The 12802-nt window shown below is 68.5% G+C and carries 10 protein-coding genes and 1 riboswitch; of the genes, 5 read left to right on the top strand and 5 right to left on the bottom strand.

Annotation, left to right across the window (positions count from 1 at the left end; all coding sequences use genetic code 11):
* The first annotated feature begins 77 nt into the window (after nt 1-77).
* The 3 genes from AC07UH_RS03735 to nusG all read left to right on the top strand — a co-directional run bounded on the left by AC07UH_RS03735 (nt 78) and on the right by nusG (nt 1157).
* Nucleotides 78-221, top strand: a complete 144-nt coding sequence (locus AC07UH_RS03735; protein WP_495179299.1) for an LPXTG cell wall anchor domain-containing protein — start codon at nt 78-80, stop codon at nt 219-221.
* Nucleotides 222-412: 191 nt separating this feature from the next.
* Nucleotides 413-610 (top strand): preprotein translocase subunit SecE, encoded by a 198-nt coding sequence (gene secE, locus AC07UH_RS03730; protein ID WP_017979500.1) that lies wholly within the window; start codon nt 413-415, stop codon nt 608-610.
* Nucleotides 611-620: 10 nt separating this feature from the next.
* Nucleotides 621-1157 carry a transcription termination/antitermination protein NusG gene (nusG, locus tag AC07UH_RS03725; protein ID WP_495179300.1) on the top strand — a complete coding sequence of 179 codons (537 nt, stop codon included), beginning with the start codon at nt 621-623 and terminating at the stop codon, nt 1155-1157.
* A 64-nt stretch (nt 1158-1221) separates the two neighbouring features.
* On the opposite strand, the gene AC07UH_RS03720 is transcribed toward nusG, so the two are convergent.
* Complete coding sequence (locus AC07UH_RS03720) at nt 1222-2289, bottom strand: threonine aldolase family protein (protein ID WP_249340641.1); 1068 nt, start codon at nt 2287-2289, stop codon at nt 1222-1224.
* A 50-nt stretch (nt 2290-2339) separates the two neighbouring features.
* A riboswitch (SAM-I-IV-variant riboswitch) is annotated at nt 2340-2449 on the bottom strand.
* Nucleotides 2450-2587: 138 nt separating this feature from the next.
* Here AC07UH_RS03720 and AC07UH_RS03715 point away from each other — a divergent pair.
* On the top strand, nt 2588-4552 hold the full coding sequence (locus AC07UH_RS03715) for a glycoside hydrolase family 84 protein (protein WP_495179301.1): 1965 nt from the start codon (nt 2588-2590) through the stop codon (nt 4550-4552).
* Between the two features lie 60 nt (nt 4553-4612).
* A complete protein-coding gene (locus AC07UH_RS03710) occupies nt 4613-4930 on the top strand; it encodes a hypothetical protein (protein ID WP_495179302.1) in 318 nt (105 codons plus the stop codon).
* Here AC07UH_RS03710 and AC07UH_RS03705 read toward each other — a convergent pair.
* The 4 genes from AC07UH_RS03705 to AC07UH_RS03690 all read right to left on the bottom strand — a co-directional run bounded on the left by AC07UH_RS03705 (nt 4927) and on the right by AC07UH_RS03690 (nt 12772).
* Nucleotides 4927-6129 (bottom strand): histidine-type phosphatase, encoded by a 1203-nt coding sequence (locus AC07UH_RS03705; RefSeq protein WP_495179303.1) that lies wholly within the window; start codon nt 6127-6129, stop codon nt 4927-4929. The genes AC07UH_RS03710 and AC07UH_RS03705 overlap by 4 nt on opposite strands.
* 72 nt (nt 6130-6201) lie before the next feature.
* A complete protein-coding gene (locus AC07UH_RS03700) occupies nt 6202-8817 on the bottom strand; it encodes a TonB-dependent receptor (protein WP_495179304.1) in 2616 nt (871 codons plus the stop codon).
* Between the two features lie 167 nt (nt 8818-8984).
* The gene (locus AC07UH_RS03695; protein WP_495179305.1) at nt 8985-10862 is read right to left on the bottom strand and encodes an ATP-binding protein; all 1878 of its coding nucleotides are present in this window, start codon (nt 10860-10862) and stop codon (nt 8985-8987) included.
* Nucleotides 10862-12772, bottom strand: coding sequence for a putative bifunctional diguanylate cyclase/phosphodiesterase (locus AC07UH_RS03690; protein ID WP_495179306.1), 1911 nt, complete (start codon nt 12770-12772; stop codon nt 10862-10864). Before AC07UH_RS03690 ends, AC07UH_RS03695 begins: the two co-directional genes overlap by 1 nt.
* Between the last annotated feature and the right edge of the window lie 30 nt (nt 12773-12802).

Below are 12802 nucleotides of genomic sequence, written 5' to 3'. Positions count from 1 at the left end.
CCGGACCTTGACCGAACGCAATGAATTTTTTGTCATATTGGCGGTGACGCCGACATTCGGCCTGCTATAAAGCGGGCATGGATGAGGCTACTCGATTTACGCTGGTTTATGCCATTATCGGCGTGTTGGTGCTGATCGGCATACCGACGCTGATCGTATATTTGCGCAAGCGCAAGCGCGAGAAGCTGCGCCGGCGCGGGATCAAGACCTACGGTCATTGAGTTGCGCCGCGGGCGCGCCGGCGCGGCGCCTCCCGGCGGACTTGCCTTTACCGGCCCGCGCGGCTATCTGCGCAGGCCATCCGACAGCTGAGGACGGGCCACGCCGGTTCCCCACATGAGGGAAGCGGCAGCGGCCTTATGTCTTCAGCGACACGGATTTTCGTGATTCCAGCGGGTTTTGAGAAAAAACAGTGGCGAAGACGACCCCCATTGAATTCATCCGTCAGGTGCAGGCCGAGACCAAGAAGGTCGTCTGGCCGACCCGGCGCGAGACGATCATGACGGGCGTCATGGTGGTCATCATGACCACGATCCTCGCGCTGTTCTTCCTGGGCGTCGACACGTTCTTCAACGCGGTCGTCCAGGCGCTGCTCAAGCTCGCGAAGTAAGGGTTTTCCAATGGCGCGCTGGTACATCATTCACGCCTATTCGGGCTTCGAGGGCAAGGTCCGCGACGCGATCATGGCCGAGGCGACGCGGCTCGGGCTCGAGCAGCTCGTCGAGCAGATCGAGGTGCCGACCGAGACGGTGACCGAGGCCCGCCGCGGCAAGAAGATCGCGGTCGAGCGCAAGTTCATGCCCGGCTACGTCCTCGCCAAGCTCAACATGAACGACGACGTCTACCACCTCGTCAAGAACACGCCCAAGGTGACCGGCTTCCTCGGCAGCATGGGCAAGCCGCAGGCGATCAGCGAGGCCGAGGCCGCGCGGATGCTCAACAGCAAGGAAGAGGCCGCCGCGGCGCCGAAGACCAAGATCAAGGTCGATTACGAGATCGGCGATGCGGTCAAAGTGCTCGAAGGGCCGTTCGCGAGCTTCAACGGCATCGTCGAGGAACTCGATTTCGACAAGTCGAAGGTCAAGGTGTCGGTGTCGATCTTCGGCCGCGCCACCCCGGTCGAGCTCGACTTCGAACAGGTCGAACGCTCGAAGTAATCGCGACCAGTGTCGCGGTACGAAGGGCCGGAGCGGCGACGCTCCGGCCCTTGTCGTATCCGGCTCAGGCAGCAGCGCAGGCGAAGGCGTCCGCGCCCGCATCCCCCGCGACGGCGCGCAGGTCGGCGATCAGGGCGTCGACGCGCGCCGGATCGGCATCCCAGGCGAACATGAAGCGCGCGCCGCCGCCGATGAAGGTATAGAAGCGCCACCCGCGCTCGCGCAGGCCGTCGAGCACCGTGTCGGGCGCGGTGAGGAAAACGGCATTCGCCTCGACCGGGAACATCAGGTCGACGCCGGGCAAATCGGCAACCGCCGCCGCGAGCCGGTCGGCGCAGGCGTTGCCGTGTTCGGCATTGCTCAGCCAGGCGCCGCTTTCCAGCAGGCCGACCCAGGGCGCCGACAGGAAGCGCATCTTCGAGGCGAGCTGCCCCGCCTGTTTGCAGCGATAGTCGAAATCCTGCGCAAGCGCGGGATCGAAGAACAGCACCGCCTCGCCGACCGCCATGCCGTTCTTGGTGCCGCCGAAACACAATACGTCGACGCCGGCGCGCCAGGTGATGTCCGCCGGGCTGCATCCCAAGGTCGCGCAGGCATGCGCGAAGCGGGCGCCGTCCATGTGCAGCCGCAAACCGAGCTCGCGGCACACCGCCGACAGCGCCTGCACCTCGGCAACGGTATAGACCTGCCCCGTCTCGGTCGGCTGGGTGATCGTCACGACGCGCGGCTTGGGGAAATGGATATCGGCGCGACCGGTGGCGAGCTTGCGGATCGCCTGCGGATCAAGCTTGCCGCTCTCGGTCGGCGCGACGAGCAGTTTCGAGCCGTTCGAGAAGAATTCGGGCGCGCCGCATTCGTCGGTCTCGACATGCGCCTGCGCCGAGCAGATCACGCTGTGATAGGATTGGCAGAGCGAGGCGAGCGCGAGCGAATTGGCGGCGGTGCCGTTGAAGGCGAAGAACACCTCGCATTCGGTCTCGAACAGGTCGCGGAAGGCGTCGGAGGCGCGCTGCGTCCAGTCGTCGTCGCCGTAGGCGCTGGCCGAGCCGCGATTCGCACGGTCCATCGCCTGCCACGCCTCGGGGCAGATTCCGGCATAATTGTCGCTGGCGAATTGCTGGGCGTCGGTCACGTCGCTGTCCTTGTTCCGGTTCGATGCACCAGAGACGAAGCGACGTGTGGCGTGATCCCGTTGGTTGCCGGTACGGCCACATCCCTCCATCTGCATGGAGGCACCACCTTGCTCGGGAGCAGGTTGGTGTCGGGCGTCGTCCCGACTCTTGATGCTGCCGCCCCCTTAGCGGCCATGACGTATACGATCAAGAGGGTGACGAAGCGTGTCTCGACGTGGCCGGTGCGGCGTCCGGCTTGCCGCGGGTGCGACATCTGCCTAAGCCTGCGTAATACCAATTGGATACCGGAGGCTCAGGATGACGCGGCGCAAGGGCGGAATCGGCGTATATGCGGCATTGGCGGCCACGCTGGCGGGGTTCGCCGCTGCGGCGGGCGCGGCCGAACCGGCGACGCTGCCGGCGATCTTCCCCGCGCCCGCGTCGATCACGCTCGGCGACGGCGCGGTGGCGCTCGGTGATTCGGTGGTGCTGGTGGTCGCACCCGGGACGCAGGGCGAGACGGTCACGCTGGTCCGCGGCATCCTGACCGCCGCCGGGGTGACGACGATCGCCAGTGCGCGTGCGGTGCCGAAGACGCTCGACCGGACCTATGTCGTGCTCGGCACCGGCGACGCCGGCGTGATCCGCGACGCGCTCGCGCGCAGCGGCACGACGCTCGACGGCCATGCCGAAGGCTACACGATCGCCAGTCTCGCCCGCAATAAGGGCAGCCTGATTGCGCTCGCCGGCCAGGACGCCGACGGCCTGTTCCACGCCGCCCAGACCTTCCGCCAGCTCGCGCGGCGGCAGACGCTACCCGCGCTGGTGATCCGGGATCATCCGGCGATGCCGATCCGCGGCACGATCGAGGGCTTCTACGGCGCGCCGTGGACGATGGCGGACCGCACCAAGCATCTCGCCTTCCTCGCCAGCGTCAAGGCGAACACCTATGTCTACAGCCCCAAGGACGATCCGTTCGCGCGAGCGCGCTGGCGTGAGCCCTATCCCGCCGCGACGCTGAACGAGCTCGGTACGCTGGCGGCGACGGCGCGGCGCAACCACGTCGACTTCGTCTATGCGATCTCGCCCGGCCCCACCGTCTGCTTCTCCGATCCCGCCGACGCCAGGGCGCTGGAGCGCAAGTTCGACGCATTGCGCGCGATCGGCATCGACAGTTTCTACGTCGCGCTCGACGACATCGAATATACCAAGTGGAATTGCGAACGCGACACCGCCGCCTTCGGGCCGTCCGGCGCGCAGGCGGCGGGCGTCGCCCAGTCGCAATTGCTCAACACGGTGCAGAAGGACCTGACCGCAAAGGACCCCAAGGCGCGGCCGCTGATCATGGTGCCGACCGAATATTACGACGCCAAGGAAACGCCGTACAAGGCGGCGCTGCGCCAGCACCTCGATCCCCGCATCGTCGTGCAATGGACCGGCACCGACGTGGTGCCGCCCGCGATCTCGATCCCCGATGCCAAGGCGGCGACCAAGGCGTTCGGCCGCAAGACGCTGCTGTGGGACAATTATCCGGTCAACGATTACGCCCAGACCACCGGCCGGCTGCTGCTCGCGCCCTATGACCGGCGCGAGGCGGGACTGTCGGGCGAGCTGACCGGCATCCTGTCCAACCCGATGAACCAGGAGGCGCCGAGTCGCGTCGCGGTGACCGGCGTCGCCGCCTTCTCGTGGAACGACCGGGATTACGACCCGACGCTGACCTGGCATGCCGCGGCGCGTGAACTGGCCGGCGGCGACGCACAGGCCACCGCGGCGCTGCTGCTGTTCTTCGACACGCAGCATATGGCGCCGACCTTCGGCAGCCAGCCGTGGCAGCCGCAGGCGCCGCAGCTCAAGGCGCTGCTCGACGACGTGCGCGAGACGCTGGCCGAGGGCGACGCGGCGGCGCGGCAGGCGGCGATCGCCCAACTCGCGCAGCGCGCCGATGCACTGGCGGGGGCGTCGGACATCATCCGCTCGGGCACGGTCGATCCCGCCTTCGCCGCGCAGGCGCGGCCGTGGCTCGACGCCTTGCAGCGCTGGGGCCGCGCGTTGCAGCTGACCGCCGCGGGGCTCGACGCGGCGAATCGCGGCAGCGGCGCCGCAATGCGCTATTTCGCCGACGCCAAGCGGCTGGCGGCCGAGGCGGCGGCGATCCCGTCGATCCCCGGCGCGACCCGGTTCGACGGCCCGATCAAGATCGCCGACGGCGTGCTCGACCGGTTCGTCGCGGAGGCGCCGACGCTGATCGCGACGCGGCCGGCGAACGCTGCCGCCGACTGACCTGTTCGCCGCCCCGGATCGTGCTATCGTAACGGTCCGGGAGCGAACACGGAGGCTGACATGGCTGTGCTATGGTCCCTGTTGCTTGCGGGGTCGGCGCTGCCGGCGGTGCCCGCGCGGTTCACTGCATTGCCCGCGGGCGAGCGGTTGCAGCGGCTCGACGATTTCCGCGATTCGCTGCCCGCCGGCGAGCGGCGGCGACTCGACCGCGCCTTGCCGCGATCGGCGGACGGCGGCATCGCGCGCTGCGACCATATCGACCGCAGTCGCGCGTCCTGCGAGTCGGCCGCCTATCTGCCGGCGCTGCGCGCGACCGGTCTGCTGCCGCGCTTCCTGGCAACGCTGCGAAAGCCGGGCGACAGGGCGTCCGGGCGCTAGCGCAGCAACGCCGCGCGGAACTCAGCGAGCGTGCACAGGCCGGCGACGCCACGCGCCTTGCAGTCGGGAATCGGCAGCACCGCGACATAGGGCGCCGCAAGCGGTGCGGCGCTGCGGATCTGATCGAGCGTCTGCGATCGGAAGAGTGCGCGCACGTATCGGTCCCCGGCGGCATCGCGCAGCCGTTCGAAGATGATCGCGCCGCCCGGCGACGGATCGTCGGCGGCGAGGCCCGGGACGCGCCAATGCAGGGCGAGCAGCCCGCCGAGGCTGGCGATATTGGTGTCGTGGCCGGAGATCATCGTCACCGCCGCGGCCCCGTCGTCGCCGAGCGACTCGGCGATCAGCGGCGCGAGCAGCGCGAGATTGGCCTTGGCGACGTAGCGCGGACGCGCGAGCAGCCGGAATTCGGCGCTGTGCAGCTCGGACAGTCGGCCGATGTCGGCCGGCGTTGCGCGGCCCCAGCCGACGTCGGTCATCGGTTTGCCGTCGGCATATTCGAGCAGGAGAATTTGTGCCGCGGTCGAGGCGCGATCGAGCGCACCGGTAAGCTTGGGGCGCTTGCCGGGTCGTGCGGGGGCGAGGCCGGTCGGCGTGGCGGCGATGCCGCACCCGGGCGTGGGCTTGCCGCAGAGGATGACGTCGAGCCGCGTCAGGAGCGGGGCGAGGCGGCGTTCCTCGGCGGCGATGCCGGCGGGACCGGCGGCGGCGAGCACCGCGGCCCGCGCCTCCTCCGCATCGAAGGGCACTGCGCCTTCGTCGATCGGTGAGAACAGCGGGTCGGCGACGTCCTGTGGCTTGTGCTCGGGCGCCGACGGACAACCGGGAGCCAGATCGGCGGCATAGGTGCGTGCGGTCTCGATCGTCCGTTGATCGCTGTCGGCGACGATGCGGAGGCGCGCGCAGCCCCGGCGCGGCAGCAGGCCGGCGGCGGTCCAGGTGGTGCGGTCGTAGCGGGTGATTTGGACCAGCGCGGCGCGGCCGTGCGGCGTGAGATAGCCGGGTGCGACCGGCCATTGCGGCCATGCGTCGCGCGCACTGCCCGCGGGCAGCGGCGGCGACTTGGTCGGCGGGCGGACGCCGTGGCGCATCAGCAGCACGACGCGGTCGAGCGTGAGGCCCGCCGGAGCGGCAGGCTCGCGTGCCGCGACGGGAGTGGCCACACCGGCGATCAGCGTGGCGATGAGCAGGCGTTTCATGTCTTGTCCTCTCCTGAGGCGGCGATCGCCACCCGTCGGGTACTGCACTGTCGCAGCACCTTCCCTCGTCGCCTAGAAGTGCAGCTGGGCGCCCCAGCGGAAGCTGTAGCCATAGCGTTCGCGCTCGATCAATTGCGGCTTCGATCCGATATAGCGACGCCACGCCGCATCGGTGAGGTTGAGCGCCTGACCGAAGAAAGTGAGCTGCGGCGTCACTTCATAGCTGAGGTTGACGTCGAGCTGGCCGTTGCTGTCGGTATATTGGTCGGTCGCCGCACTGGTGCCGATCGTATCGAGGTAGGGCGAGCGATAGGAATAAGCGGCGCGGATCGCGACGCCGTATTTCTCGTAGAAGATTTGTGCGGTGCCGACGTCGCGCGACTGGAGGAACAACGGCAGGTCGCCGGTGCGCGGCGGCTGGCCGGGAACGGTGCCGCTGCCATGACCGGTGATATGCGCGTAATTGACCGCGAAGCCGAAGCCGTCGAGCGCGCCGGGCAGGAAGGTGAAGCGGACCTGCGCGTTCGCCTCGATCCCCTGCACCTCGGCCTTGTCGAGATTGAGCGGCTGGACGACGTTGACGCCGGTCAACGCTTGGCCGGCATAGCTGCCCGACTGGCTGATCCGCGTGCCCGTGTAGATCGGGTCGTCGATATGTTTGTAGAAATAGCCGACCGACAGAAGCCCCTGCCCCGGCAAATAATATTCGACCGCGCCGTCGAGATTGACCGCCTTGTAGGGCTTGAGGTCGGGATTGCCGAGCGTGACCGTCGTCGGCGAGGTGGTCGTGTCGACCGCGACATAGGGCGACAGGTCGGGGTAGTTCGGGCGGCCGATCGCGGTGGTCGCGGCACCGCGGACGATCAGGCCGTTCGCCACCTCCCATTTGGCGTTGAGGCCCGGAAAGACGTCGGTGTAGCTCTTGCGGCCGAAGGCGTTGTAATCGGCGTCGAGCGCCGAGGCGGCGGTGATCAGCTTGCCCTTGGTCCGGTCGCGGGTGTTCTCGACGCGGACGCCGGGCACCAGCGTCAGCGTGCCGAGATGGAGCGTCGCCATCGCATAGCCCGCCGCGATGCTCTCGCGCACGTCATAATCGTTGGCGAGGCTGTTGGTGCGGCTCGACCCGACGTTGACCGCGATCGTGCCGGGATTGGCGGCGAGGAACGCCTGCGCGCGATCGTAGCCGACCCGCACCGGAAAGGGATAGGCACCGTCGTAGAAGCTAGTGTCGCCGAGATAGGAGACGTTGGCGAGCGTGAAGCTGCGGCCGGTCGCGAGACCGTAATTGAGCACATCGCGCGCATTGGTCTTGTGGCGGTCGAGGTATTTCGCACCGATTTTAATGCTGCTGTCGCTGCCGAGGCTTAGCGGCACAATGAGGTCGGCGCGCCCCTGCCACAAGGTTTCCACCGCGTTGCGGGTTTCATAATTGACGCTGTTGAAGCCATAGGCGCTTTGGTTGGCGTTGGGTTGTACCGTCGGCGTGAAGACATAGGGCGTGTCAGACACGTCGTAATTGACGGTCAACGCGCTGCCGCCTGTGCGGAAATTATATTCCGAGCGCAGCGGGTCGCGCTTCTGCGCGCGGGTCCAGCCGCCGGCGAGATCGAGCGTCGCGTCGCCACCGAAGGCGAAGCTGCCGCCGCCCTGCACCGACTTGGTGTTGTCCGTCTCCTGCCGGCGGCGGACGCGGACGCTGCCGCGACCGCGGAAGGTGCCGGTGGTCGCGGTCTGATTGGTGAAGGCGGACTGGTTGTCGATGATGAACTGGTCGCGCGTTTCGTTGTCGTCGAACCGCGACAGCGTGCCGCGCAGGAACAGCTTGACCGCGTCGCTCGGCCGCCAGTCGAGATTGAGGACGACGCCCTTGCGGGTGCGGGTCAGATTGTAATCGCGCAGGCCGAGCTGGTCCGGCAGAACGTAGCTCTGGTTGGCGCCGGTCGACGATGCCGGCACTCGCCAGCTCGTCGAGCCCTGAAAATTCTCCGATTCGATCGGCCGCTTCGAATAATTGACCGACAGCACCGCGCCGAACTGGCCGTCCGGGCCGAACAGGCCGCCGACCTGCGCGTCGCCCTCCCATGGATGGCCGCCGTTGAGGTGATAGGCGCCATATTGGATGCGCGCATCGGCGAAGAGCGGCTTGTTGCGGTCGAACGCGGTCAGCGTGCGGATGTTGACCTCACCACCGATCGCATTGGCGTCCTGATCCGCAGTCAGCGACTTGGTGACGACGATCGAGTTGATCAGCGCCGAGGGGATGTCGTCGAGCTTGACCTGACGGCCGTCGGGCTCGGGCGCCGGCAACGTCAGGCCGTTGAGCACGACGTTGACGAGATTGGGGTTGATGCCGCGGATGATGACATAGCGGCCCTCGCCCTGATCGTTGGCGACCGACAGTCCGGGCAGGCGGCGCACCGCCTCGGCGACGTTCTGGTCGGGCAGTTTGCCGACATCGTTGGCGTAGAGCGCTTCGACGAAATTGTCGGCGCGGCGCTTGGTCTCGATCGCCTTCTTCTCGCCCTGCGCGGTGCCGACGACGACGATATCGGCATCGGTCTGCACGTCGGCCTGCGCCGCTTCCTGCGCGGTCGCGGTGTCGTGCGCCGCATCGCTGCTCTGCGCCGCCGCCGGCACCGCGAACAGGCCGAGCGCGGACACGCCCGCCATCAGTGCAACAGTCTTCATCACCACATCCCCCACGCGCTCCCGGGAGCGCCCAAGCGGGCGGGCTAGGTTGGCCGAATGACAGAATGGCGGCATTTGCATAACCGTTCTGTTACGTTGCCGGTCTGCAACAGCACGTGTCCGAACACCCGCGATCCGTCTTGGAATTCAGACAGGGAACCTTGGGCTCATGCCGCGCCATCCGCCGTCGCGGTGCGGAGCGTCAGGATAGCGACCGCGCCCATGCCCCGGCCCTCGCTCTCCAGCCGCAGCGTGCCGCCCATCGCGGTCATCGAATTGGCGCACCAGTGCAGGCCGAGGCCACCGGATTTGTGTTCGCGGGTCGAGAAGCCGCGCTGGAATACGGTCGCACCGGTGGCGGCGTCGAAGCCTTCGCCGTCGTCGCGGATGTGGACGGTCACCACGTCGCCCGACTGGTGGATCGACACGCCGATGCTGCCGCTGTCGCTGCCGGTGGCGGCGACCGCCTCGGCGGCATTGCCGAGCAGATTGCCGATCACCTGGCTGAGGATGACGCGATTCGCGCGCACGTAATACGAGCCGGCGGGGAAACTGAACGCGATCGAGGCGGCATCGGCATAGCGCGCGATCGCGGCGTTGCGCGCGACGATGTCGCTGAGGTCGCAGCGTTCGAGATGCGGGCGATCGTGCGCCTGCTGCTGCTGCTGGCCGATGATCTCGAGCACGTGGGCCATCGCCTCACGACCGACGCGCAGCTCGCCGCGCATCGTCTCGCGCCCGGCGACCTCGGCCGCGAAGGCAGCGGTGACGAAGGTCGCGAGCCGCACGCGGCGCTCGGGCGGAAGCGTCTCGAGCGCGAGCTCGGCGAGCGCGCGCTCGACGGTGGCGCGATCGATCGGCGGCGGCTGGGCGATGCCCTGGGTCAGGATGGTGCTGATCGGGGTGAGCGCGTTGCGGACGTTGTGCATCACCGCGACCGCGCTCTCGCTGCGACCGAGCGCGAAGCTCTGCACCTCGATCTGCTCGCGCAGGTCCTTGAGCTGCGCGAGCATCGCGTTGAGACTGCGGCCGAGCGAGCCGAATTCGTCGCGGCGGCGATCGCCCTCGAACAAGGCGATCGTTCCGGAGGCGCGGACGCGCTGCATGTGGCGCTCGACGCGCTGCAACGGCGCCAGCACCAGCCGGGCGATCACCCGGCGCAGCACGAGAAGCACGATCAGCAGCAGCAAGGTCGAACCGGCGACCGCCAATAGCAGCATGCGCCGGCCGAGCAGGGTCGCGTCGCGGGTGACGTCGAAGCGCGCGGTGGCGATCGCGCGACCGTCGGGCGCGCGGATCGGCACGGCGATCGTCATCCGCCCGCGGGCCGATGCGACATGGCCGCTGGCATCCGCGGCGGGACCGATCCGGGCGTCGAGCCGCAACAAATCGGAGAGCTGGCGCGCGGTCAGCACGCGCGCCATCAGCACATAGCCACGCGGATCGCCGCTGCCGTCGGACCGGCGCACCCGCGCGACGCCGATCGCGGCGATGTCGGGGCCGACGCGCGCGTAGAAATGCGCCGACGCGCCTTTGCCGAGGATGCGGGCGAGATCCGCATCGGCGGCGACCTGCGCCAACGCCGCCTGCAGCGCGCGGTGCGTCGCCCCCGAGGACGCATCGCGCCAGCGCGCGACGCGGACGCCGCCGTCAGCCGAGACATAGGCGATGCCCTGCACCCCGAGATCGCGCAGCGCACGTCGCGAGACGCCGTCGCGCTCGAATGCGGCGGCCGCGGGCGACGCCGGCGGCGGCGTCGCCATATAATCGTAGCCCTGCGTCCAATCGCCATAGTCCCGGACCGCGGTTTCGACCTTGGCGGCATAATCGGCGAGCGCCGCACGGGTTCGGTCGACGTGCCCCTGTACGGCCTTGGCCTCCAAAGCGTCGAAGCTCGGCGTGATGATCCCGGCGAGCAGCACGGTGATGCCGAGCGCACCGATGACGCCGACCAAGGTGAGGATGAGCACCAATTTGGCGCCGAGCGACATCGCCCGCCCCGGTCGCGCGCGCCAGGACCACGCCGCGAGCGCGGGAAGGCGCATCAGCCGTTGGTTCCGGTATCCGCCCGGTCGCCTGGCGTACCGCCGATCACCCGCCGCTCGGCAAGCGCGATCGCATGGTCGGCGGCGACCGGCGGCGAGAAGAAGAAGCCCTGCAGGTGGCTGGTGCCGGCGAGACGCAGCGCCTGCACCTGTGCCGGCGTCTCGACGCCCTCGGCGATCACCTCCAGCCCCAGCGCCCGGCCGAGATGGATGATCGAATGGACGATCGCCGCGCTCTCGCGCTCGCGCCCCATGCCGTCGATGAAGCTGCGATCGATCTTGAGGCTATCGAGCGCGAATTTGCGGATGTTGTAGAGCGAGGAATAGCCGGTGCCGAAATCGTCGAGCGCGATGCGGAAGCCCATCTGGCGGAGGCGATAGAGCGTCTCGGCGGCGCGCTCGGCATCGTCGAAGATCGCGGTTTCGGTGATCTCGATCTGGACGCGGCCGGGCAGCACGCCGGCCCGCTGGACGCTCTCCATGACATGGCCGACGAAATTGTGGCGGCGGAACTGGCGCGGCGAGAAATTAACCGAGACATATTGGCCGGGGAAGCGCTGCACCGTCTTCAGCGCCTCGTCGAGAATCCAGTCGCCGAGATCGTGGATGACGTTCGATTCCTCGGCGATCGGGATGAAGATCGCCGGGCTGATCGGCCCATATTCCTCGGTGTTCCAGCGTACCAGCGCCTCGAAGCCGATCACCTCAAGGTCGCCGCGGCCGACGATCGGCTGATAGACGAGGCTGAGTTCGCCGCGACCGATCGCGGCGGCGAGCCCCTGTTCCACACGGCGGCGGAACCGGATGCCCTCGTCCATGCTCTCGTCGAACAGGCGGGTGACGCTGCGGCCGGCGCGCTTGGCGTCGTTGAGCGCGAGGTCGGCGCGGCGCAGCGCGTCGATCGGGTCGCAGCCGCTGCCCTCGACGACGACGACCCCGGCGGAGGCGCCGCTCTGCACCGAATTGCCGAACACCTGATGCGTGCCCGCGCAGGCGGCGACGATGCGGTCGCACGCCATCACCGCGGCGTCCTCGCCGGCGGCGTCGAACAGCACGCCGAATTCGTCGCCGCCGAGCCGCGCGACGACCGCGCCTGCGGGCGCATGCGCCTGGAGGATGGCATAGACGTCGCGGATCAGCGCGTCGCCGGCGAGATGGCCGAGCGTGTCGTTGACGATCTTGAACCGGTCGAGATCGAACATCGCGGTCGCGAACAGGCCGGGGCGGCGGGCGCGATCGCCGAGCGCGCGCAGGAAGGCGAGCCGGTTGGGTGCATCGGTGAGCGAATCGTGCGTCGCCATGTGCAGCGCGCGGCTCTCGTTGGCGGCGAGTTCGGCGGCCTGTTCCTCGAGCTGGACGATCTGCTGCGCGAGTTGCACGCGCGCCGCGGCGAGTTCGCGGTCCACCTCCCAGCGGCGGGCCAGCGCGGTCGCGGTCTGGATGATCTCGGCGACCTCGAAGGGTTTGGCGATGTAGAAGATCTTGTCGACGGGACCGGCGACCTTGCTGATTTCGATCGGCGAGAAGTCCGAAAAGCCGGTAACGATGCACAGGTTGATCTCGGGATCGATCGCGCGGATGCGGCGCGCGGTCTCGCGCCCGTCGATGCCGGGGGGCATGCGGATGTCGATGAAGGCGACGGCATATGGCGTCCCGGCGGCCTGCGCCGCCTCGACCGCGGCGACCGCCTCATGCCCCTGATGGCAGAGGGTAAGCTCGAACGGCTCGGCCTCGTCGGGATCGCGCGCGGCATCGGCACCGAACAGATCCACCGCCATCACGCCGAGCGCATCCTCTTCCGCCCCGCGCTGGCGGACGAAGCTGCGGACGTAACTGTCGTGCATCGCCGGCTCGTCGTCGACGACGAGCAGGCGCCGGGGTGACAGGCGTTCGGATGCAGCGGCAGTCATCGACACGAGCTTCCCTCTCCTCATTGGCGG

This window comes from Sphingomonas sp. GW821-FHT04B01, from assembly GCF_059420425.1.
The sequence above is the reverse complement of the archived record's forward strand: the minus strand, read 5'-3'. Positions and strand labels throughout refer to the sequence as shown.